The sequence below is a fragment of the Pseudoalteromonas thalassia genome (assembly GCF_049257215.1).
Taxonomy (GTDB): domain Bacteria; phylum Pseudomonadota; class Gammaproteobacteria; order Enterobacterales; family Alteromonadaceae; genus Pseudoalteromonas; species Pseudoalteromonas lipolytica_C.
Map to the genome: position 1 here is coordinate 1 of NZ_JBMMUE010000020.1, position 22534 is coordinate 22534.

22 protein-coding genes are annotated in these 22534 nt (G+C 40.1%); 16 read left to right on the plus strand and 6 right to left on the minus strand.

Translation table 11 applies throughout. The features are described 5' to 3' along the window. Positions 1-53: 53 nt before the first annotated feature. Positions 54-365 (minus strand): hypothetical protein, encoded by a 312-nt coding sequence (locus tag AAEU31_RS18255; RefSeq protein WP_421967998.1) that lies wholly within the window; start codon positions 363-365, stop codon positions 54-56. A 159-nt stretch (positions 366-524) separates the two neighbouring features. Then, on the minus strand, positions 525-590 hold the full coding sequence (locus AAEU31_RS18260) for a hypothetical protein (RefSeq protein WP_421967996.1): 66 nt from the start codon (positions 588-590) through the stop codon (positions 525-527). Positions 591-998: 408 nt separating this feature from the next. On the opposite strand from AAEU31_RS18260, the gene AAEU31_RS18265 reads away from it, so the two are divergent. The 7 genes from AAEU31_RS18265 (at position 999) to ihfA (ending at position 7659) form a co-directional block, all read left to right on the plus strand. After that, positions 999-1283 carry a hypothetical protein gene (locus AAEU31_RS18265; protein WP_421967965.1) on the plus strand — a complete coding sequence of 95 codons (285 nt, stop codon included), beginning with the start codon at positions 999-1001 and terminating at the stop codon, positions 1281-1283. Positions 1284-1300: 17 nt separating this feature from the next. Next, a complete protein-coding gene (locus AAEU31_RS18270; protein ID WP_421967966.1) occupies positions 1301-1831 on the plus strand; it encodes a hypothetical protein in 531 nt (176 codons plus the stop codon). A gap of 300 nt (positions 1832-2131) precedes the next feature. Further along, complete coding sequence (locus tag AAEU31_RS18275) at positions 2132-3187, plus strand: DUF2066 domain-containing protein (protein ID WP_421967967.1); 1056 nt, start codon at positions 2132-2134, stop codon at positions 3185-3187. A gap of 17 nt (positions 3188-3204) precedes the next feature. Continuing rightward, positions 3205-3897 (plus strand): DnaA regulatory inactivator Hda, encoded by a 693-nt coding sequence (gene hda / locus AAEU31_RS18280; RefSeq protein WP_213018564.1) that lies wholly within the window; start codon positions 3205-3207, stop codon positions 3895-3897. Positions 3898-3973: 76 nt separating this feature from the next. Then, positions 3974-4954, plus strand: coding sequence for a phenylalanine--tRNA ligase subunit alpha (gene pheS / locus AAEU31_RS18285; protein WP_062568835.1), 981 nt, complete (start codon positions 3974-3976; stop codon positions 4952-4954). A 15-nt stretch (positions 4955-4969) separates the two neighbouring features. Continuing rightward, entirely contained in the window at positions 4970-7357 is a 2388-nt protein-coding gene (gene pheT / locus AAEU31_RS18290; protein ID WP_295511206.1) for a phenylalanine--tRNA ligase subunit beta, read from the plus strand. Between the two features lie 2 nt (positions 7358-7359). Further along, positions 7360-7659, plus strand: a complete 300-nt coding sequence (gene ihfA / locus AAEU31_RS18295; protein WP_002960690.1) for an integration host factor subunit alpha — start codon at positions 7360-7362, stop codon at positions 7657-7659. Positions 7660-7716: 57 nt separating this feature from the next. Here ihfA and AAEU31_RS18300 read toward each other — a convergent pair whose 3' ends face one another. Next, positions 7717-8523, minus strand: coding sequence for a DUF2989 domain-containing protein (locus AAEU31_RS18300; RefSeq protein WP_135925283.1), 807 nt, complete (start codon positions 8521-8523; stop codon positions 7717-7719). Between the two features lie 174 nt (positions 8524-8697). On the opposite strand from AAEU31_RS18300, the gene AAEU31_RS18305 reads away from it, so the two are divergent. The 9 genes from AAEU31_RS18305 to ccoG all read left to right on the plus strand — a co-directional run bounded on the left by AAEU31_RS18305 (position 8698) and on the right by ccoG (position 20319). Beyond that, positions 8698-10140 (plus strand): glyceraldehyde-3-phosphate dehydrogenase, encoded by a 1443-nt coding sequence (locus tag AAEU31_RS18305; protein WP_135925281.1) that lies wholly within the window; start codon positions 8698-8700, stop codon positions 10138-10140. A gap of 202 nt (positions 10141-10342) precedes the next feature. Further along, positions 10343-11470 (plus strand): M14 family metallopeptidase, encoded by a 1128-nt coding sequence (locus AAEU31_RS18310; protein ID WP_135925279.1) that lies wholly within the window; start codon positions 10343-10345, stop codon positions 11468-11470. A 250-nt stretch (positions 11471-11720) separates the two neighbouring features. Beyond that, complete coding sequence (locus AAEU31_RS18315) at positions 11721-13223, plus strand: alanine/glycine:cation symporter family protein (RefSeq protein ID WP_135925277.1); 1503 nt, start codon at positions 11721-11723, stop codon at positions 13221-13223. Between the two features lie 151 nt (positions 13224-13374). Continuing rightward, positions 13375-13701, plus strand: a complete 327-nt coding sequence (locus tag AAEU31_RS18320; protein ID WP_135926289.1) for a hypothetical protein — start codon at positions 13375-13377, stop codon at positions 13699-13701. Position 13702: 1 nt separating this feature from the next. Next, complete coding sequence (locus AAEU31_RS18325) at positions 13703-13984, plus strand: YeaC family protein (protein ID WP_135925273.1); 282 nt, start codon at positions 13703-13705, stop codon at positions 13982-13984. Continuing rightward, positions 13974-16655, plus strand: a complete 2682-nt coding sequence (locus tag AAEU31_RS18330; protein WP_421967968.1) for a DUF349 domain-containing protein — start codon at positions 13974-13976, stop codon at positions 16653-16655. The genes AAEU31_RS18325 and AAEU31_RS18330 overlap by 11 nt, the downstream gene beginning before the upstream one ends. 53 nt (positions 16656-16708) lie before the next feature. Next, positions 16709-17266 (plus strand): YceB family lipoprotein, encoded by a 558-nt coding sequence (locus AAEU31_RS18335; protein ID WP_135925267.1) that lies wholly within the window; start codon positions 16709-16711, stop codon positions 17264-17266. Positions 17267-17377: 111 nt separating this feature from the next. Next, the gene (locus AAEU31_RS18340; protein ID WP_421967969.1) at positions 17378-18796 is read left to right on the plus strand and encodes a sigma-54 interaction domain-containing protein; all 1419 of its coding nucleotides are present in this window, start codon (positions 17378-17380) and stop codon (positions 18794-18796) included. Between the two features lie 140 nt (positions 18797-18936). Next, positions 18937-20319: a cytochrome c oxidase accessory protein CcoG gene (ccoG, locus tag AAEU31_RS18345; protein WP_421967970.1), complete on the plus strand. Its 1383-nt coding sequence runs from the start codon at positions 18937-18939 to the stop codon at positions 20317-20319. A 30-nt stretch (positions 20320-20349) separates the two neighbouring features. Here the strand turns inward: ccoG and AAEU31_RS18350 are convergent, their stop codons facing one another. The 3 genes from AAEU31_RS18350 to AAEU31_RS18360 form a co-directional block, all read right to left on the minus strand. After that, positions 20350-20766: a hypothetical protein gene (locus AAEU31_RS18350; RefSeq protein ID WP_135925261.1), complete on the minus strand. Its 417-nt coding sequence runs from the start codon at positions 20764-20766 to the stop codon at positions 20350-20352. Positions 20767-20952: 186 nt separating this feature from the next. Beyond that, positions 20953-21858 (minus strand): M14 family metallopeptidase, encoded by a 906-nt coding sequence (locus AAEU31_RS18355; protein ID WP_421967971.1) that lies wholly within the window; start codon positions 21856-21858, stop codon positions 20953-20955. A 64-nt stretch (positions 21859-21922) separates the two neighbouring features. Beyond that, a complete protein-coding gene (locus AAEU31_RS18360; protein ID WP_135925257.1) occupies positions 21923-22516 on the minus strand; it encodes a hypothetical protein in 594 nt (197 codons plus the stop codon). Positions 22517-22534 lie beyond the last annotated feature (18 nt).

The window sequence follows — 22534 nt, forward strand, 5'->3', positions numbered from 1 at the left end:
ATTAGTAATTATTTGATGAATTATTATAACTGGCGCAGGCCACATAGCCATAATCAAATGGTTGCCCCTGCTATAGCAGAAGAAAAACTTAATTCACTGTCCGGAATTAGTTGACCACAACAATGTAGGTCATACGCCCAACTAACTTCTACTTTATAAGGTAAATATATAGCATCATGTTCTGAGTATTTCCCCTGCCTAAGCATAACATCGCCAACATACGCAATATTTACACTGTCAATTGCAGGCTCACTAATTTGAGTCGACACTGGGATATAGTTGTAATCAGGGGAGGCGCATCCACTAAGAACAGCTGCACATGCAATGGCTAAAGATGGTTTCCAATTTGATTTTGACAAAAACATATATAGTTCCATTTATTGTAGTTAATGTAGTTGTAAATATTGTACAACTGCACTTAGTTTAAGATATTTAAAGTAAATTATCACTTGAATAAAAAACAACAGGGAAAATCCAGGTTAATTTTTGCCATAAGAAAGCCCTTTGTGGGGCTAATTGGTTGGTTAGATCAGCTCAGGTTGTATGCGCTTTGATTCAGCTGCATGTATGGCCCGAAGAATTTGGTAGATGCGTCGCTCAGAATATCCATATTTCTTAGCAAGCTCTGTATGTTATTACGGCGAAAGTCATCGAATATTAACGTTGCTAATTTTGTGGTTTGTTCTTCATCGACTTTATTCTCTAAAATCTTACGTTCTATCGAGTCAAGGAGTAATAATAGGGTTTCTGCTGTTTGCGCTTTGCCACTCATGTTATCTCCGGTATTTAGCTATGTTCTCTTGACACTTGCGGGTTGACTCTTCTAACGTTTCTGGTAGTTCGGTTCTTATTTCAATTGACTTGTTAGCAGATACAACGGTTTGCTTAGTGTGGCTTTGAATTAACTTTTGTTGCTCAGTCTCAAGTACCATTGAGTACATAATTGGTAGCACAGTAATATGTAAATACAGAACTGAAATGGCAAAGTGATCAATCTTATGTTTTTGCGTTTAGCAAAGCCAGACGGTACATTATCAGGACCTTATACAGCATCAATAGGCTCAGCGAGCAATGAAGTTATTATAAATGAAGCGTTAGACTTTGAACCTGTCTTTGATGGTTCAATAGAGCCTCCTTTATTTATGTTTGGCATCGCTAGCCGCTGGTGTAACAATGTATTAATAACAGATATTAAACCTTCATCAACAGATAGGGTAAAAGTGACAGCTGAGCGCTATGATGAAAGAGTTTACCTAGACGATGATAGTTTAGCGCCGACTTAACATAATAAGGAAATAGAATGGACGATAAGAACTTGATGATACGTGTGCTAGAGTGGGCTACAAAGCAAGAGTCTTTTACTTTTCAACAGTTATGTGAATCTGTAGGGCCAAATGAAAAAGAGAAGGAACAACTGAAGAGGTTAATTCATCACAAGTCACTTCTATTTCAGAATCATGCTTCATTTTATTCTTCAGTTGATAAGTCAGATATTGAACTATTTGCAAGTGCTGAAGACCACTTTAGATATTTAGAATATGTTGAGCTTAAAGAAGCTAGGGAGTCAGCTAAAGACGCAAATAAAAAGTCCTTGGTAGCGATTTGGATAGCTGTTGCCTCTATGTTTGGCTCAATTGGCTTTTCAATTGGTTCAATGGTTTCAGATATCAATGTTCCTGATAAGCTGTATGGCGCAATTCAAAGCACCAATCAAAATGTTCTAAATGAACTGGTAGGTATCAGGAAAGAACAAACAAAACTCAACGACAAGTTAGAGTTAATAGAAGTTAAGAACGTATGCTTAATTAATACAGATCCAACTTATAAATAAGCGTCTAGTTCTATTTAAATATGTTAAAGTCTATTCAAAATACTTAAAGCTTAAGTTTTCGCATTTTTCGCGATTTTCTACCGCGACTTTTCGCGGCTTGCATCAACAATGTGACTTATCCATTCTTCAGGTAGGTTGGGTAGACTTCAAAGTTACCCTTACTAACTTTACTCTTTCTAACTTGTAGCTTTACTCTCGAAACTCGCTAACTCACTCATCTCCCGTTCATTAAATTAACTTTGCTTTGTTTATGGCTTTGATTTAGGATCAAACCAGTTTAAAAGCAAGAATTAATGGCCTGTGTCTAGATTACTTATTTGTTTATTATTATTTTTTTCTAGTGTTTCAACTTTTGCAGTTGAGGTGACTAATCTATACCAAGATACTCTGAAAGTTGCTGATAAATCACGAGATGCTCGATTAGCTGCTAGTCGTGAAGCACTTCTTAATGTATTGGTTAAAGTGACGGGTGATACATCAGCAGATCAAAACCCTGTTGCCAAAGAGCGTACCAGCGACATTTCAGACTATATGCTTAAGTTTGAATATGATGAAAAGCCAGATGGTACTTTGAACTTGGTTGTTAAGTTTGAAGCTAATAAAATTAATGCACTAATAAAGGATTTAAATCTGCCTTTATGGGGGACACGACGCCCGCTAGTAGCTATCTGGTTAGCTATAGAAGATAATTGGCGACGTGAGCTCGTTACGCAAGAAAGTTACCCACAACTTGAGCAGTTAATCTATGATAAGGCAGACAGACGTGGTTTGCCTGTGGTTGTGCCATTACTTGATTTGCAAGATCGTTCTATAGTTGGCATACCCGAAGTATGGGGAAATTTTTCTGAACCAGTAGAGCAAGCATCAAGTCGTTACAGTGCAGAGCGTAGTATCACAGCTCGAATGTATCAGCAGCAAGATTCTGAAACTTGGGTGCTTGATTGGCGTTTTACAAATGCAGAATTATTTGAAACAAATCGATTAGTTGGTGATAAGCAACAAATTGTTGCAGATATGGTTGATAATTTAGCGGGCGGTTTAGCACAAGAGTATGCTATTGACCCTACCATGATTGGTCAGCTTGCAACTGCAACATTTTACCTAAAAGGTATTGATAACTTTGTAGATATTGAAGTTGCAAAACGTCGTTTAGAAAGTTTAAGTGTTGTAACTCGAGCTGAAATCACTATCCGAAAACCTGATACTGTACAGTTTACTGTAAATCATACTGGCAGTATGAATGATTTCAGAAAAGCTCTCGAGTTAGACAGTGCGTTTAAAGCTTATCAAGATCCTCGTGATTTTTATCAGGTGGTAACAGGTGATGAGTTAGAATATCAGTGGCAAGGGCTTTAAAACACGTGCAAGAACCTATGCAAATGGCATTACCGGTTACATTACCCGATGATGAAACATTTACATCTTACTTTGGTGGTGAGAACTCGCTTGAAGTCAGTCATCTTAAAGATGCGTTCACAAAGCTCAATAATAAGTTTCAATATACCTACCTATGCGGCCTAGGCGATTCTGGTAAATCCCACCTCTTATACGCGACTTGTATTCACGCTCAAGAGCATGGTTTATCAACGATGTTACTGTCGATGCGCGAGGTGATTGATTTTGGCCCTGTGGTACTCGAAGGCCTCGAAAACCTTGACGTTTTATGTATCGATGACGTGCACTTAGTGGCAGGGAATGATGCATGGGAGAAGGGGCTATTTAACTTTTTTAATCGCTTTAACGAGCCTGGTAAATATCTTGTTGTAACAGCCGATCTATTGCCTGATATGTTGCATATAAACTTACCAGACTTAGTATCTCGACTAAAATGGGGTACCACATTACAAATTCGCTCAATGAGTGATGATGATAAAGCAGAGGCACTTGTACGCCGCGCTCACATGCGTGGCCTTGAACTGACCGATGAATGCGCGCGCTTTTTATTAACGCGATTAAGCCGTGATATGCGCGCTTTACTCGATGTTTTAGACAAACTCGACCATGCCTCGATGGCCGCACAAAGAAAATTAACAATTCCCTTTATAAAATCAACGTTAAAGCTTTAGTAGGGCTAGAATCTAGTCCTTGCTTTCAGTTATCATTAGCTATTACAAAATCCTTCTGTGAAAGACCAGGTACTCAATGAACTTAGAAAATATTTTAGCGCAAGCACTTGAGGCAGTTGCCAGTGCGAATGAAATCGCGCAGTTAGAAGATATCAGGGTTAATTACCTTGGTAAAAAAGGTGAAATCACCAACTTACTTAAAACGCTAGGCAAGATTGCCCCTGAAGAGCGTAAAGAAGCGGGTCAAGTGATTAACCAAGCAAAACAAGAAGTACAAACAGCCATTAACGAAAAGCGTGAGTTACTAGCAAGTAAGGCTCTTGAAGAGAAACTAGCTGCAGAAACGATCGACGTAACTTTACCGGGTCGTGTTATGCCAACAGGTGGCTTACACCCAGTAACTCGTACAATTGAACGTATTGAAAGCTTTTTTGGTGAGTTAGGTTTTGCGGTTAAATCAGGCCCAGAAGTTGAGGATGATTTTCATAACTTCGATGCGCTAAATATTCCTGAGCACCATCCTGCGCGTGCTGATCACGATACTTTCTATTTCAACCCTAAGCTTGTGCTTCGTACACAAACCAGTGGTGTACAAATCCGTACTATGGAAACTGAGCAGCCACCATTGCGCATCATTTCTCCAGGTCGTGTTTATCGTAACGATTATGACCAAACTCACACGCCAATGTTCCACCAAGTGGAAGGCTTAATGGTTGATACAGATGTAAGCTTCACTGAGTTAAAAGGTATTTTGCACGATTTCTTACGTAACTTCTTTGAAGAAGATATGGAAATCCGTTTCCGACCTTCATATTTCCCGTTTACTGAGCCATCAGCTGAGGTTGATGTTATGGGTAAAAACGGCAAGTGGTTAGAGGTATTAGGCTGTGGCATGGTTCACCCTAACGTTCTTAAATCAGTGGGTATTGATCCAGAAAAATACACAGGCTTCGCATTTGGTATGGGTGTTGAGCGCTTGACTATGTTGCGTTACGGCGTAAACGACTTACGTGCATTTTTCGAAAACGATTTAAAATTCCTAAACCAGTTCCGTTAAGAGTGAAGATATAAAATGAAATTTAGTGAAAAGTGGTTAAGAGAGTGGGTGAACCCAGCAATCGACACACAGGCTCTTTCGGAACAGTTATCAATGGCTGGTCTTGAAGTTGACGGTGTTGAGCCTGCAGCAGCAGAGTTCACAGGTGTTGTAGTTGGTGAAGTGGTTGAGTGTGGTCAACACCCTGATGCTGATAAATTACGTGTAACTAAAGTAAACGTAGGTGGTGATGAGCTACTTGATATCGTTTGTGGTGCACCTAATTGTCGTCAAGGTTTAAAAGTAGCTGTTGCGACAGTTGGCGCTGTATTACCGGGTGACTTCAAAATCAAAAAAGCCAAGCTTCGTGGGCAACCATCTCACGGTATGCTGTGCGCATTCGTTGAGTTAGGTATCAGCGAAGAAGGTGATGGCATCATGGAACTACCAAGTGATGCACCAATCGGCACTGACTTACGCGAGTACTTAAGCCTAGACGACAACATTATTGATGTTGACCTAACACCAAACCGTGGTGACTGTTTAGGTATTAAAGGTCTAGCGCGTGAGGTAGGTGTACTGAACAGTATTGATGTTAACAATCTTGAGATTGCCCCTGTTGCGGCGACGATTGAAGATAAAGTATCCATTGAACTTGTTAATGATGATGCCTGTCCTCGTTATCTAGGTCGTGTAATCAAAGGTATTAACCTTGATGCAGAAACACCGCTTTGGATGGTAGAAAAACTTCGTCGCAGTGGTATTCGTTCAATTGATCCAGTAGTTGATGTTACAAACTACGTGTTATTAGAGCTTGGTCACCCAATGCACGCATTTGATTTAAATGCTATTGAAGGTGGTATTAAAGTTCGCAGCGCTAATGCTGGTGAAGAAATCGTTCTTCTTGATGGCAATACTGCGAAACTAAATGAATCTACACTTGTTATTGCTGATCACAATAAAGCACTTGCTATCGCGGGTATTTTTGGTGGTGAAAAGTCAGGTGTGACTGAGTCAACGTCAGATATTTTATTAGAAAGTGCCTTCTTTAACCCGGTAGCGATTGCTGGTCAAGCACGTAGCTACGGCTTACACACGGATGCATCACACCGCTACGAGCGTGGTGTAGATTTTGCGCTACAAAAAGATGCGATGGAACGTGCTACAGCATTACTTCTAGAGATTGTTGGCGGTGAAGCAGGCCCAGTTGTTGAAGCAGTAGCAACTGATAAATTACCAAAAGTGACAGAAGTGCGTTTACGTCGTGAGCGTTTAGACCGTGTAATTGGTCATCATATTGATGATGCAAAAGTCACTGATATCTTAACGCGCTTGGGTCTAGATGTGAAAATTGTTGATGGTGTATGGAGCGCTGACGTACCTAGCTATCGTTTTGATATTCGTATCGAAGAAGACTTAATTGAAGAAGTTGCACGTGTTTACGGCTATAACAGCATTCCAAACGTTGCACCAACAGCTAAATTAAAAATGACTAACCATGACGAGTCACATGTTGCGGTAACTAAATTCCGCAATACGCTTGTAACACGTGGTTACCAAGAAGCAATTACCTACAGCTTCGTTGATCCAAAAGCACAAGCAATTTTACATCCACAAAGTGATGCGCTTGTATTACCACACCCAATTTCAGTTGAAATGTCAGCAATGCGTGTGAGCTTAATGCCGGGTCTATTAGCATCGTTAGTGTATAACCAAAACCGTCAACAACCACGTGTACGTTTATTTGAGCATGGCTTAAAATTCTTACGTGACGAGAATGCTGAAAACGGCGTAAACCAAGTTGCTGTGATTGGTGGTGTAATCTCTGGACTTGCACACGGCGAACATTGGGTTCAAGAAAAGCGTAGCGTTGATTTTTATGACTTAAAAGGCGATGTTGAAGCACTTTTAGCAATTAGCAACGATATTGCACGCTTTGAGATAAAAGCAGAGCAGTCTGATGGCTTACACCCAGGTCAATCAGCAGTTATTTATGTTGATGGTAAAAAAGTAGGATTTTTTGGTGCTGTGCACCCACAAGTGCAAAAGTTACTAGATATCAATAACACAGCCTTTGTATTTGAAATCGAAATGTCAGCCCTTGAAAAAAGAAAATTACCAGAAGCGGTAACGGTCTCGAAATTCCCGTCAAACCGCCGTGATATCGCGATTTTAGTGAAAGATCACGTAAAATCTGGTGATATTTTAAATGTAATAGAAAAAGTTGGCGGAAATCAATTGGTTGACCTAAACTTATTCGATGTGTATAAGGGCAAAGGTATTGAGCCAAATTATAAGAGTTTGGCGATTGCTCTAACACTGCAAGCGGTTGATAGAACGCTCGAAGAGAAAGATATCAATCAAGTAGTTGATAATGTGGTGGCCGCATTGGCCGAACAATTTAACGCATCGTTGAGGGACTAGATATGGCGCTTACTAAAGCCGACATAGCTGAACACCTATTTGAAAAACTCGGGATCAATAAAAAAGATGCCAAAGATTTAGTTGAAGCGTTTTTTGAAGAAATCCGCTCAGCGCTAGAAAAAGGCGAGCAAGTAAAGCTCTCTGGATTTGGTAACTTTGATCTTCGAGATAAGAAAGAACGTCCAGGTCGCAATCCGAAAACAGGTGAAGATATCCCTATTTCGGCACGCCGAGTAGTGACTTTTAGACCAGGTCAAAAGCTAAAAACTCGTGTAGAAGTTGGCACAAGCAAAGCAAAATAAGAAAAGGCAGCGTTAGCTGCCTTTTTTATTTGTCTAAGTACTGCACTAGCGAATTAATTAAAACCCGCGTGGTGATACGAAGCTACCCGCTTGGATGCTATCGTAGGTTTTTTGCGCTAAATCATCTAAGCTGTCCAGGCTTTTACCTGCGGCAGCGAGTTGATGCTCGATAGGTAAAATATCGACATCTTCATACCCAGATAATTGTGCTACACGTGCAAAGGTGTAGGCATGCTTATACTTTTCATGTTTGTAGAATAAGCTCACAAGAGTAGGGTAGATCTCAGGGTTGGGTGTTTCACCTGCTTTATTCAGTTCTAGCGTTTTGTAAAGCAAGTCAATGGTTTTTTCATCATCAAACTTAACGTAGTAGCTTGCTAAGAAAAACTGCATTTCTGCATCTTCAGTTACGCGCTTATCTTGTTTTTCTTCAAGAGCGAGAAGTTTCGTTAACGCTGATTGGTCGTTATTACGTGACCAATGGTAATACAACAAGCCTGGATGATTTGTGTCTTTTGTATCTTGGAAGATACGTGTCATCTCTTTAATACTGGTTAAATGACCTTCAACACGAGACGTCGTTTTTTCTTTTAGTTTTATATGCTCAATTTTGGCAGCGAGCGATACACACTGATCGTATTTCTCGAAATCTTTTAATAACTGGTATTTGTTTTCGTCTGTTGGTGACTTATATTCAACATATCGCTGAATGATGACCTCGGCACGTTGCTCTTTACAGTGACTGTCTTTATTTAAATCACTGCAAAAGCCAGGAGTCTCTTCGCATACCTTTGCCAGTGTAAGCGGATCTTCACACCCCGTTAACGCCAATAAACCAAGCAACACGCTTGCTCTTAATAACATTCCTTAACCTCGACTTAATAATTACGACTTTATTCTAGCGCAATGAATTGTTCTGTAACAGTGGAGAATCATTTGAGTTTAAATTAGAATAGCCGTGCCTAACATGTGTTGCTCTCAAATCACAACACATTTTCAAAGGCTATCCGTTCAAAATTGTTTAATTAGGTAAAAAAAATGACCTCATCTCACGAGTTAGAATACACAAGCAGCTGGCAAGAACGTCAAGATTACGCAGAAAGTATGCAACCAATCATTGGTAGACTTTACCGTAATCGTGGTATCGAAATCGCTGTATATGGCCGTCCTCTCGTTAATGCCAGTACAATCGATATCATCAAAGCGCACAAAACAGTCGCTCAGTTTGAAGGTACAAAACTACGTTTACGTGAAAGCTTCCCTTTCTTAGAAGCAATTAGCAAAATGGATTTAAATTCTGCACGTATCGATATTGGTAAACTAGCGTATGGTTATTTGTTTAACGATGCTGCAAAAGGTCGTTCAGTTGAAGAGTACTTAACTGACGAACTTGCAGAAATCGCAAACTCAGAGCGTAAAGAACCACGTGATGTTGTGTTGTACGGTTTTGGTCGTATTGGTCGTTTATTAGCGCGTCTATTAATCGAAAAGTCAGGTCCTTATGCAGACCTACGTTTACGTGCAATCGTTGTGCGTGGCGGTAAAGACGGCGACCTAGAAAAGCGTGCAAGCTTACTTCGTCGTGACTCTATCCACGGTCCATTCAATGGCTCAATCACAATTGATAAAGAGCGTAATGCAATTAAAGCTAACGGTAGCTACATTCAAGTTATCTACGCTAACTCACCAAGCGAAGTTGATTACACAGCTTACGGCATCGAGAATGCACTTGTTGTTGATAACACAGGTATCTGGAAAGACGAAGCAGGCCTTGGTCAGCACTTAGAAGCCAAAGGCGCAGCAAAAGTATTATTAACTGCACCAGCTAAAGGCAACATCAAGAACATCGTTTACGGTGTAAACAACCAAGATATCAAACCTGAAGATAAAATTGTCTGTGCAGCAAGCTGTACAACCAATGCTATTACCCCAACGTTAAAAGCGCTTAACGATAAGTTCGGTATCAAGAATGGTCACGTTGAAACTGTTCACTCGTACACCAATGACCAAAACTTAATTGATAACTACCACAAAGCTGAGCGCCGTGGTCGTGCTGCTGCACTTAACATGGTTATCACGTCTACGGGTGCTGCAAAAGCGGTTTCTAAAGCTTTACCTGAGCTTGAAGGTAAACTTACAGGTAACGCTATCCGTGTTCCTACACCAAACGTATCAATGGCAATCTTGAACTTAAACCTTGAAAAAGGCACTACAGTTGAAGAGCTAAATGCGTTCTTACGTGAAACAGCACTTTACTCAGACCTTCGTGATCAAATCGATTACACAGCGTCAACTGAAATCGTATCTACTGACTTAGTGGGTAGCCGTTACGCTGGTGTTGTTGACTCACAAGCGACTATCGTAGATGACAACCGTGTTGTTCTTTATGTTTGGTACGATAATGAGTTTGGTTATAGCTGTCAGGTAGTACGTTGTATGCGTGATATGGCTGAAGTAACTTTCCCAAGTTTACCTCGCTAATACCTAAGCTATAAAGAATCTAGAAGCCAGCATTATGCTGGCTTTTTTAGTCGTGAAAGTTTTTGCAAATTTTCAGCATGTGGTAGGCTGTTAAGGGTCTACACCATATTACTAACGAAACGTTCTAACGATAGGGCGTTGACTTAATTCTTAACTTACAAACGAATAGCTAAGAATTATTTTTAACCAATAGGTTTATAGAATGAAAATCACCAGCAATTTTGATAGTGGTAATATCAAGGTTATTGAAGCCGTTGATCCACTGAATATTCAATTAGAAATTAATAAAGACAATCAGTCTGATTTTTTCCAGTGGTTTCACTTTCGTCTTGAAACAACCGCGTTTCAAAACCATAAATTACACATTAATAACCTAGAAAACTCAGCGTATCCTGATGGCTGGGATGGTTATCATGCGGTTGCATCATACGATCGTCAAACTTGGTTCCGTGTTCCATCTGAATATGCAAACGGTACATTATCATTTGAAGTTGAGCCTGAGTGCAGCAGCATGTATTTTGCTTATTTCGCACCATATAGCTATGACCGTCACCTTGATTTATTAGCATGGGCACAAAGCCAGCATGCGTGTGAACTAGAAACTTTAGGTGAAACACTTGATGGTCGTGACATGAGTGTATTACGTGTCGGTATACCTAGCAGTGAAAAGAAAAAAATCTGGATCACGGCACGTCAGCACCCAGGTGAAACAATGGCTGAGTGGTATGTTGAAGGTTTACTTCATAAATTACTTGATGACGAAGACCCACATGCAGCGGCACTATTATCTAAAGCAGTATTCTATATTGTGCCAAACATGAACCCTGATGGCAGTGTGCGTGGTCACTTACGTACTAACGCTAAGGGCGTTAACTTGAACCGTGAATGGCAAACACCAAGCATGGAAAATAGCCCTGAAGTATTTTTAGTGCTTAACAAAATGCGTGAAACGGGCCTTGATATGCACTTAGATATTCATGGCGACGAAGCGATTCCTTATAACTTTGTTGCGGGTAGCGAAGGTATTCCGGGTTACGATGATCGTTTAAAAGAGTTAGAAGATAGCTTTAAAGCTGCGCTTTTAACTGTAACGCCTGAGTTCCAAGACGAACACGGTTATCCAAAAGATGAGCCAGGTCAGGCTAATCTAACGGTAGGTTCTTCAGCTGTAGCGCATGAGTTTAATGCATTAGCGTATACGGTAGAGATGCCATTTAAAGATAACGATGATTTACCAGACCCTGATTACGGCTGGTCTGACCGTCGTTCATATCAGTTTGGTCAAGATACGTTAGCGGCTATTGTTAACGTTGTTGATAAATTAAGATAACAACATTAAGCAAATTTTGCGGGTATCAATCAGATTGATGCCCGTTTTTTTTGGTTGACTAATACAAAGCACATTTGTCATATTGAAAATTAACTGTTAACAAAGTTAGGTTGTTTAAGTTAATATTCAGTACATCTAGCTGAGAGAAGATTATTTTTGATTAATTCTCAGATCATTATGTCGCGCATTCTCATTCGCTAACGCAGAGCATCGTAACTATCAATAAAAAATATAATTATAGAGGATATCCATGGAAGCTTTTGTAAGCGCCGTCAATGACGTAATTTGGAGTAGTGCACTCATTTACTTATGTCTAGGTGCAGGCCTGTTTTATTCCGTTTTAACCCGTTTCGCGCAAGTTCGACATTTCAAAGAAATGTGTAAGTTATTGCTAAGTTCTAATAACTCAGATACAGGAATTTCATCATTCCAAGCTCTGGCTGTTTCATTATCGGGCCGTGTTGGTGTTGGTAATATTGCCGGGGTTGCTGCTGCGATCGGCTTTGGTGGTCCAGGTGCGATTTTTTGGATGTGGATTGTCGCATTTTTAGGCGCAAGTACTGCATATGCAGAATCAACGCTAGGTCAAATTTATAAGTCAGAAGAAGATGGTCAGTATCGAGGTGGCCCTGCTTATTACTTCGACAGATGTTTACAACAAAAGTGGCTTGCAGTGTTATTTGCTCTATCCGCTATTATTGCTTGTGGTGTTTTCTTACCTGGCGTACAAGCAAACGCGGTGGGTAATGCATTCACACAAGTCTTCGGTGAAGGCACATTGGTTAGCACCAGCTTTGGTGAAGTAGGTAGCTTTAAGCTAGTTGCTCTTGCAATCATTTTAATTGTACTTGCGTTTATCATCTTCGGTGGCATTAAACGTATCGCAAACTTCACACAAATTGTGGTGCCATTTATGGCGCTAGGTTACATCGTGTTAGCTTTAATCGTGGTGTTCTTAAACTTAGATAAAGTGCCAGGCATTTTCTCAATGATCTTATCTGATGCATTCACTGCGCAAGCAGGGTTTGGTGCTGCGATTGGTTGGGGTGTTAAACGTGGTATCTATTCAAACGAAGCAGGCCAAGGTACGGGTCCGCATGCAGCATCTGCAGCTGAAGTAGACCACCCAGCTCAACAAGGCTTAGTGCAAGCATTCTCTGTTTATGTTGATACTATTTTCGTTTGTACAGCAACAGCGCTAATGATTCTAATCACTAAACAATACAATATTGTGGGTGAGTTACCTGCGGGTCAATTTATTGTACAAAATGTTGATGCTGCAACTGAAGTAGGCTCAGCAGCCTTTACTCAGATGGCACTGTTTAGTGTATTTGGCGGTTTTGGTGAAGCGTTTGTTGGTATTGCTTTATTCTTCTTTGCATTTACAACCATTCTTGCTTATTACTATATTGCTGAAACTAACGTTGCTTATTTAAACCGTTATTTTAAAGGTAATATTCCACTGGTTGTTGTGAAGTTCGTCATTATGTTTATGGTGGCTTACGGTATGGTAAATAGCTCAGGCTATATCTGGAATATCGGTGATATTGGTGTTGGCTTAATGGCGTGGATCAACATCGTGGGTATTTTAGCTATTTTCTTTGTTGCCAAACCTGCTCTTAATTGTCTACGAGATTATGAAGACCAAAAGAAAGCGGGTGGTGAAATCACCTTTGACCCAGTTAAATTAGGCATTAAAAATGCGACTTTCTGGGAAAAGCGTCTAGCTGAAAAGGCGAAACAGAAACAATAAATCAGCTTTTTGAGTATTTGTCGTGAATTTAGTTGTACAGGTTTTCGAATCTTCACAAATGAATGAAATTCAAATAAGACATCGACTCATAAAACAAGTACAATAAAGGGCGCCTAAAGGCGCCTTTTTTATGCGTAGTATGGAGAAAGATATGGCGATTATTAGTTGCCCGCAATGTGCAAAATCAATATCTGACAAACATAAACAATGCCCGCATTGTGAATGCCAAGTCACCGATCTAAGCAATGAGCAGTTGCAGCAAATGCAAAAAGAAACGCGTATTCGTAGACAGCAAAAGTTTATGAATCAGTCTTTCCTCGCACTGATATTATTTTTAGGTGGCTTTTTCTGTTATTACTTTATGCATCCAGAAACAGAGTCTATTGAGTGGTATGCCTATTCGACAGCAATGGCAGTAGGTTTTGTATGGTATATAGTGTGCCGTATCTATTTAGTTGTTTTAAAAAAGAAAAAGTAGCATGAATATTGATCATATTGTTAAAAATATCACCCCGGAAGTATTTGAACGTCTTCAGTATGGTGCGTCTACAGGTAAATGGCCTGATGGCACTCCATTATCAGAAGAGCAAAAACAACAAACAGTTCAACTCGTGATGCTTTACCAAGCTAAAGTTTCGCAAACCAATGAGCAGTTTACCATTGGCGCAAATGGTGAAATGGTGCAAAAGAGTAAAGCTCAATTGCAAAAAGAATTCGCATCAGAAAATGAAATAGCTAGGTTTAGTGAAAATGATCTTTAAACACCTGTTTACTCCAAAATGGAAACACCCTAAAAGTCAGGTTCGTTTAGCAGCAGTTGAACGCCTTGATACAGAACGTGATCTTAGCATCTTAAATAGTATTGCCCTTGAAGATAGCTCCGCTGAGATCCGTAAAAAAGCCTTGAATAAAGTGAACGATCTTGTTTTATGGTGGCAAGTATACAAGCAAGACCAAGCACTTAAAGAAATTGCAGAGCAGCACATTAATCAAGCGGTTTTGAATACTGATAGCAAACTTGACGCGAGTATTAAAAACGAGTTTATAGAGCGTTATGCGCCAGTGAAAACCCTTGAAAAGCTAGCATTTGCAGAAAAAGAAATTCAAGTTCGTGTTAAATTATTAAAGCGTTTAGCAAACCCAAGCCTAATTGATAAAGCCTTTAAAGAAGGCCGCGAAGAGCTACAATTGCAACTTGTTGAGCTTGTCATTAACCACCAACTTGCAAAGCCACTACTAAAACATGCAAAAGGTGAAGCGCATACACAACTTGCGGCTCATCTTGAGAATGAACGTTTAGCAGTAGAAATGCCTGCAAAAGTCGAAGCTGATACTCGCGTTATATTGGCGAAATTGAATGCGCTTCGTGATAAAAATGATTTTCAGCTAGTATCGCTGCAACATGCTGAGCTATTACAACAGTGGCAAGCAATCGAGTTAAAATGGCTCAGTGATGAGCAAGTAAGCGTCCTTGATAAAAAATACTCTACGATTACCCAAAAGCTTGAAGCTCACATTGCAACACTAAGCAAAGAGCATGAAGCAATGCAGCAAGCATTAGCTGAGCAACAGCGTCAGGTACTAGCTCTTGCAACCCTTGAAGCTATTGGCGAAGAAATTGAAAACGCATTGCAATTAGGTTTAGAAACGCCAGAGCAAATTCAGCAAGATTGGCTTGAGGCTAAAGTGGCAGAAGCAAAAGATACTTTGGCTGAAGCAAACTTAGTTGATAATCAAAATGTCCGTGATGTTAAACAGCACTTGTCAAATCTATTTAAGCAAGTTGAGCAATTACCACAACTTGTTACCGCGATTGCAGAGTTTAAAGCTGCGTTTGATGCCTTAAAAGCGATTACCACGACTGAAGACGAAAATGACTTTGATGGCTTAAAACAGCAGTTTGAACAACAGCAAAAAGTGGCTCGTAAAAAACTAGCAAGTATACCTAGTCGTTTACAAGGTCGCTTCAAAGCAAATTTAGCTGAAGCAGTAAACAGCTGGCAGCAAGCAATGGCACCGCTGACAAATAAGTTTGAAAAGAATCAACAAACAGCAAAACGCAAAGCCCGTGATGTGAAGCGTTTGATTGAACAAGGCCGTTTCAATGTGGCGTTTGGTGTGTTTAAAGGCTTTGAAGAGTTATACGACACACTTACAGATTACTATAAACAGCCATTAAATAGCCTAAAAGCCGATTTAGAAGCCCAATTAGCAGAAGCAAAAGATTGGCAAAAATATGCATCAGCGCCAAAGCGTGATGCATTACTTGCTGAAGTCAATGAACTTGCTGCAAACGAGTGTACAGACCCTAAACAACGTGCTGAACAAGTTAAACAGTTACGTCGTCGTTGGAATGAATTAGGTCGTTTAGATACGGATGCAGAGAAACAGCAAGGTGAGTTATTCGATCAACAGATTGAACTATTGTTTGCCCCATGTCGCGAGTATTTTGCAGAGCAAGAGCAGCAACGTGAGCAAGCTAAAGCACAGCGTGTTGATATTATTGCGCAAATGCAGCAACTCAATGAACTCGATACTGAATCTGGTGAATTTGATTGGAAACAGTTTGAAAGTAAGTTTAACCGTGTTGTTAAAGCATGGCGTTCTGCGGGTAATGTTGACCCTAAAACATACCGTGAACTACAAGCGCAATTCAAAGCTGCGCAATCACAAGTACAAGGCCAATTAGTTGCGTTTCATAAAGCAAATGCTGAGCAAAAAGCCGCACTTGTAGAACAAGCAACACTGTTATCTCAAAGTGATGACTTGGCTGCTGCGTGTCAAGAGCTCAAAGCATTGCAACAAACTTGGCAAACAATTGGCTTTGCGGGAATGAAAGCTGAAAACACCTTATGGCAACAATTCAGACGTGTTAACGACGACACATTTGCCAAGCGTAGTGCTGAGTTTGAACAGCAAAAACAAGTACAACAGCAAAATGATGAAGTTGTAGCTGAGCAGTTAACTGAACTTGAAACTGCACTTGAGAGTGTAGTGCATCTTGCACAGCTTAAAGATTTAACGGTGAAATTGGCAGGACTTGAGTACTCAAAAGCGTTGTCTGCTCGAGTGGCTCAGTTAGAATCAGCAATTAGCGAAAAAACGAAGGTTATTAGTAAGCAAGCAGAGCAGTCTAAGTTAACGGCTTTGTTTGCAGCTCTTGAGAGCAGCAGTGAGCTTCCGTCGCAATTCCAAGCTTCATTAGCGACTAGCTTAACTGCTGAGCAGCTCTTAACACGTATCGAGATTCTTGCAGGTGTTGAGTCTGCTGATAGTCAGTTACGTATGACAGAACAAGTTGCGATGTTAGATGATAAACACCGTGGTGAAAAAGCCGATGTTTATTATTACTTAAAGCAATTACTTGCAGTCAGTGAGGGTTCAGTTTCTGCTGACACACTAGCAAGGCTTAAAGCAATATTTGCAATTTAACGAATAAAACCGCTTTTTATAGCGGTTTTTTTCCGTGTTTTTTGAGGGAAACAATGAGAATTTTATTATTACTTACCTGCTTATTTTTAGGTGCATGTAAAAGTACAAATCAAGGTATGTCTGTGTACTCGTTTACCAATTCAGAAATTGAAGCAGCCCTTGCTGATCAATTACCAAAATTGAGTGAGCAAATTAAATTAATGGGCTTACCTGTTGATTTTGCGGTAAATGACCTAAGTGTAAATGTAGGCCCAGATAAGCGTGATGTGGTAGTGTTAGGAGCCGATTCAAGCGCTGTTATTAAAGCCTTTGCGCTTAAATATCCAGTACGCTTGAAGCTGCAAATTGAAGGTAGCCCATTTTATGACAGTGAGAAAAAAGCGGTCTTTTTACGTAATGTAAAACTGGTTGATACAACAATCGATACAGCAGGTTTTAAGGGAAGCTTAAACTTATTAGATGATCAGGCAATGCAAGTGATCAACGGATTTTTAGCCGTTAACCCTGTCTATAAGTTAAATATGAACGATCCTAAGTTAGCATTACTGAGCAAATTGCCATTAGATATGAAAGTATCTCAGGGCGAAATTATCTTAGTGCCTACCTTATAAGAGTATTAAAATATCTAAAGCGGCATTAAGCCGCTTTTTTTGTAATTGCTTGTTAAGCAAGCTTAACCTTGTCATAATCATTCGTGATATTTCGCGAGTTGAGTGACTACTATGATCAAGGAATTTTTAAACGACCCCACATTATTGCTCAATGCAGTTGGCGAAGGGATTTATGGCTTTGACTTATCGGGCAATGCGGTCTTTGTAAATCCTGCTGCTGAGCGCATGACTGGCTGGAAAGCTGAAGAACTGCTTGGTAAAAAAATACATCAATATCATCACCATACTCGTAAAGACGGCTCACCATATCCCGCAGATGAATGTCAGATATATTGCACTATGTTCGATGGTAAACATCGCCACGTAAACGATGAAGTATTCTGGCGTAAAGATGGTAGCTATTTTGCTGTTGAGTATACTTCTACACCCGTTTATAAAAATGGGGCCTTAATTGGTGCAGTCGCGATTTTTCGCGATGTATCAAAACAGCAGCAAACAGAAGTCGCATTGCGTGATGCCTTAGCGCAAGTCCAGCACTTATCAGAACAGCTACAAGCTGAGAATGCTTATCTTATTTCAGAGTTAAACGAAGATTGGCAAGATTCAGGTTTAGTGGGGCAAAGTCATTCTTTTCAAACGATGTTAGAACAAATTACTTTAGTTAGCCAAACTAACAGCACTGTTCTAATTTTAGGTGAAAACGGCACAGGCAAAGAGCTGGTGGCACGAAACTTACATCGTTTGAGTAGCCGAGCTAAGCAACCATTTATTAGGGTTAATTGTGCTGCTTTTTCTGCAAACTTAATTGAGTCTGAGTTATTTGGCCATGAGAAAGGGGCGTTTACAGGGGCCAATGAGCGCAGAAAAGGGCGTTTTGAACTGGCCGATAAAGGCACATTATTTTTAGATGAAGTGGCAGAATTGCCATTAGAAGCACAAAGTAAATTACTTCGCGTGCTGCAAGAGCAAGAGTTTGAGCGCGTGGGTGGCAGTCAAACCTTAAAAGTCGATATTCGAGTACTGGCTGCAACAAATCGTAATTTGTGGCAAATGGTCGAGCAGGGTAGCTTTAGAATGGACTTGTATTATCGCTTAAATGTCTTTCCTATTCGTGTGCCTGCGCTTCGTGAGCGAAAAGAAGATATCCCGCTCCTTGCTGCAAACATAATTACACAGCTTAACAAGCGCTTAGGTAAACAGTTAAAGGGGCTTAGCAAAGCTACACTCACTAAACTGGCTAATTATGATTGGCCAGGCAATATTCGTGAACTACAAAATATCCTAGAGCGTGAAGCTATTTTGTCTAAGCAAACTGTATTACAGCTCTCTGCGCCGTTGAATAACGAGCAAACGAATGAGCAAGTTGTTTCCCTCGATGCTGTACAAAAGCAGCATATTTGTGAGGTACTTAAGCGATGCAACGGGCAAATATCAGGTGAAAATGGTGCTGCAACTTTGCTGGGTCTTCCTGAGAGTACCCTTAGATCAAAAATGAAAAAGTTAGGTATACAACGCAGTTTCGCGAAATAACGCGCGCTTTCGTGATATATCGCGATTTATGGTGTGGTGAAATAAAATTAATCATTTAATATCAGTAATTTACATTTTACTTTGTGTTGGTCTGATAGTTGCTCTGTCAGGCTATTACCGACACAAAAGTAAGTAGCAAAATGAAATTTGATATTAAAGAACAAGACTTAATCATCAAGCCCTACAACCAAGAAGGGCCAATTTATATTCGAGAGCAAAAAGGGCATTTTCAACGTATCCGTCGTTACTTAGGCTGGGTGCTGATGCTGACGTTTATCGCCATACCGTGGATCCCATATGATGGTCGCCAAGTTGTATTACTCGATGTAGCGAGCCAAAAATTTACCCTGTTTGGATTAACGCTGTTACCACAAGATTTTATGATCTTAGCCATGCTATTTATGACTGGCGCATTTGCTTTGTTCTTCGTCACTAATTGGTTAGGGCGTGTTTGGTGTGGTTACACTTGCCCACAAACAATTTGGATGCTGATGTTTACTTGGGTCGAGCATAAAGTCGAAGGTAACCGAAACCAGCGTATTAAACTTGATAAAGCTGATTGGTCAGTAAGTAAATGGCAAAAGAAAATCACTAAGCATGCAGCTTGGCTGGTGATCTCTTTGCTTACATCTATGTCATTTATGGCTTATTTCATCCCTGCTAAGTCTCTTTACATGAGTTTATTTACCCTAGAAATGTCTGGGATCGTCAGCTTTTGGGTATTCCTGTTCGCTTTTTGTACCTATGGTAATGCGGGCTTTCTTCGCGAAAAAATGTGTACGGTCGCATGCCCTTATTCACGTTTTCAATCAGTGATGTTTGATAAAGACACGTTAGTGGTTACCTACGATCAAGCGCGAGGGGAGTCTCGTGGCGCACGTAAACGTAAAGCCGATCCTAAAGAGTTAGGTTTAGGTGACTGCGTAGACTGTAACTTATGTGTGGAAGTATGTCCGGCCGGTATCGATATTCGTAATGGCTTACAGTATGAATGCATTAACTGTGGCTTATGTATTGATGCGTGTGATAGCACTATGGAAAAATTCAATTATCAAAAAGGCCTGATCAAGTACGCCTCTGAAAAACAAATGGAAGGCAAAACGACCAACCCATTTAGACTAAAACTGCTTGGCTATGGTGGTTTAACGGCGTTGTTTGTTGTTGGTATGGTTGTATGGATGGCAATGCGTACACCTATTGAAGCCTCTGTCATTCGTGATCGTAATGCCCTGTATCGTGTTAATTTTGAAGGCTTAGTAGAAAACCCATATACCTTATCAATTATCAACAAAACACAGCATAGTTTGAGCTATTCAATCGGTATCAGTGGTATTGAAGAAGCAAGCTTACAGGTGCCCGAAAATATTACAGTTGAGGCGGGTCAGATGAAGCGTGTGCCTGTGACTGTGGTTGCTGATGGCTATGAATTGAAATCAAAGGTAACGCCTATCAGTTTTCACATTCAAGCATTAGAAGATGCTGATATCGCAATTACCAAAGAAACTAAGTTTTACCGAGATTGACCCTGACCTAAAAGTGAAAATGGCTTGTAGTTAACAAGCCATCTTTGCAAATTCGAGCTGCTTTTGCACATAAGCTTTAGCGCTGTCTAAATCATCAAATAAACAGTCCATTATTTGAATCGGAGATTGCGCTTGCGCAATGATGCGTTTCATTTGGTTAAGCACAATGGATGAGCTAAACATATAAGCGGTTGCTACACAGTTTGTGCCTTGCAGGGCACGAAATAATTGAGTAAAACCACGTTCTGCATCAGGGGTGGTAGCAAGTAATTGGGTAGAATGACTAATATATGCCCACGGCTTTCCAGCTAAAGCAGTAATATGCTTTTTTAAATCGACTGCAAAGTCATTGACTAAACGTGCGTTAATATTACCAGAAAATTGTCCAATAATAATTGGACCATCAGTGATGATACTGACACTGCCATAGTGATTCTTAAATTCCAATTTGCTTCCCTTTTGAATTAAAAAAGAGCGCGAATTTTATACAATTGTATATATGTGTCTAGTTATTTAGTATGTAAAAAAGAAAAAACATATTTTTTTCTTTATTTGGATTTGGGTGAGGTTTTTATTTGTGTAATTGCATTCAGAGCGAATAAATAAGTCGCTCTGAATTTAAAATATAGCTAACTATTTGTTAACAATATAGTTCAAAGCACCAGTAATTGAGGCTACTTGTGCATCAATACAGATTTTATCATTTGCTTGTGGGCTGTCAGGGTAAACCTCTGTTGTTGTGACATATTCTGCATCGGTTAAGCCCATACATAACCCCAGCTTTTTGGCTTGGTAATTAATAACACCAAATTGAGTTTGTGGTACACCAATCAACTGGTTATTCTCATCACTTGGTGCGATGTGGGTTACTTTCTCAACTGATTTTATAATCGCTGTTTGAAATGCATCATGCGGACGTTCGCTATCAGCAACAAGATAAAAGCCGTCTGGAATGTTCCAGTTATCGTGAGTCGTTGCATCACGTGCTGCCAGAGCAGGGCGAAATTCACTATTGTCAGTATCAGTTGTTTCATGAAGGTCAATATGCACATAGGGTGCAATAGCGTTGTCGGCTAAAAATTGCATGATTGCGGCAGACTCTTCAGCTGGACTATCTGCATAGAATGAGCGATTTGGATCCGTGGCATTTGGGTTCCAGCGGTTAATTGTTTCATAACCCCAAGGGCTGATACACGGTGCCACTAAGATATTAAATTCTGCAAAATAGTCTTTGGCCTTGTCTTTAGCAAACGCTAGTGCACCATGCACACCGCTTGTTTCGTAACCATGTACACCACCTGTTACTAAAACAGTTGGTTTGTCTGCTTGCCATTGTTTGCTTTTTAAAATGTAAAGAGGATACTTATCGCTGTCATAGCTCAGTGCACCATACTGCTCAATTTCAAAGAGTGTAGACAGAGCATCAAGTTGTGAGACAACATCTTCACGGTAACTGCGTTTTACTGATTGTAATTCAAGCCACGCTTTTTTGTCGGCGTCGGTCCATGGCTTACCAGGCGTTCCGATTGGGTAACTCATAAAAATACCTTGTTGTGTTGAGGTGCAAAATGCCAAGCTTATCGAAGCTTAGCATTACCTGCAACTAGATAAGGTCAGTGCTTATATTGGCATGTTCGTATAGCTGGGCATGTTGCTTTTTATGAGTCTCGAAAAGGTATTGACGAAGAGCAATTTCACCCTCGTGTACCGTAATAATTTTTGCTGCAATACCATTGCTGGTAACGCGAACAGGTTTAGCAGACAGAACAATACGCTCTTTTTTTGGCAGCTCAAATGCTAATAACAGCTCTTTTGAAAAGTCTGGCTTATTTTGTTTTGGTTTTAACAAAACTCCCGTACTTGATAGTGACAGAATAATGTAGTGGTCAGTTTGCAGGTTTAGATGAGGTGCTCGCCAACTCCGCTCAATGCCTTTCGTATCTATAACCTCAGGAGCACTGAGTAGAGGAATAACCTGGCCATTTTCATCATTAACAAACTCCAGCGGGAACCATAATTGATAAACACCCACTTCAGCAAGTAAGGTCAATTTAGCGTTCTTTAATAATCCGTTGAGTTTATCGGGTAAGTTTAGTTTTACAGACATTTTGGTGTTTGTGACTTCATCACTACCATCATCTGCATTTTCAAAGAGTTGGTTAAAAAATGAGAGTTCTTGTTCTGTTAAATGCGCCATCCTTAGCTCCTTTTACAA

Bases quoted from the DNA above. Each gene is read 5' to 3' on its own strand.
- AAEU31_RS18255 (WP_421967998.1), bottom strand. From the start codon at position 365: ATGTTTTTGTCAAAATCAAATTGGAAACCATCTTTAGCCATTGCATGT.
- AAEU31_RS18265 (WP_421967965.1), top strand. From the start codon at position 999: ATGTTTTTGCGTTTAGCAAAGCCAGACGGTACATTATCAGGACCTTAT.
- AAEU31_RS18270 (WP_421967966.1), top strand. From the start codon at position 1,301: ATGGACGATAAGAACTTGATGATACGTGTGCTAGAGTGGGCTACAAAG.
- hda (WP_213018564.1), top strand. From the start codon at position 3,205: ATGCAAATGGCATTACCGGTTACATTACCCGATGATGAAACATTTACA.
- pheS (WP_062568835.1), top strand. From the start codon at position 3,974: ATGAACTTAGAAAATATTTTAGCGCAAGCACTTGAGGCAGTTGCCAGT.
- pheT (WP_295511206.1), top strand. From the start codon at position 4,970: ATGAAATTTAGTGAAAAGTGGTTAAGAGAGTGGGTGAACCCAGCAATC.
- ihfA (WP_002960690.1), top strand. From the start codon at position 7,360: ATGGCGCTTACTAAAGCCGACATAGCTGAACACCTATTTGAAAAACTC.
- AAEU31_RS18300 (WP_135925283.1), bottom strand. From the start codon at position 8,523: ATGTTATTAAGAGCAAGCGTGTTGCTTGGTTTATTGGCGTTAACGGGG.
- AAEU31_RS18305 (WP_135925281.1), top strand. From the start codon at position 8,698: ATGACCTCATCTCACGAGTTAGAATACACAAGCAGCTGGCAAGAACGT.
- AAEU31_RS18310 (WP_135925279.1), top strand. From the start codon at position 10,343: ATGAAAATCACCAGCAATTTTGATAGTGGTAATATCAAGGTTATTGAA.
- AAEU31_RS18315 (WP_135925277.1), top strand. From the start codon at position 11,721: ATGGAAGCTTTTGTAAGCGCCGTCAATGACGTAATTTGGAGTAGTGCA.
- AAEU31_RS18320 (WP_135926289.1), top strand. From the start codon at position 13,375: ATGGCGATTATTAGTTGCCCGCAATGTGCAAAATCAATATCTGACAAA.
- AAEU31_RS18325 (WP_135925273.1), top strand. From the start codon at position 13,703: ATGAATATTGATCATATTGTTAAAAATATCACCCCGGAAGTATTTGAA.
- AAEU31_RS18330 (WP_421967968.1), top strand. From the start codon at position 13,974: ATGATCTTTAAACACCTGTTTACTCCAAAATGGAAACACCCTAAAAGT.
- AAEU31_RS18335 (WP_135925267.1), top strand. From the start codon at position 16,709: ATGAGAATTTTATTATTACTTACCTGCTTATTTTTAGGTGCATGTAAA.
- AAEU31_RS18340 (WP_421967969.1), top strand. From the start codon at position 17,378: ATGATCAAGGAATTTTTAAACGACCCCACATTATTGCTCAATGCAGTT.
- ccoG (WP_421967970.1), top strand. From the start codon at position 18,937: ATGAAATTTGATATTAAAGAACAAGACTTAATCATCAAGCCCTACAAC.
- AAEU31_RS18355 (WP_421967971.1), bottom strand. From the start codon at position 21,858: ATGAGTTACCCAATCGGAACGCCTGGTAAGCCATGGACCGACGCCGAC.
- AAEU31_RS18360 (WP_135925257.1), bottom strand. From the start codon at position 22,516: ATGGCGCATTTAACAGAACAAGAACTCTCATTTTTTAACCAACTCTTT.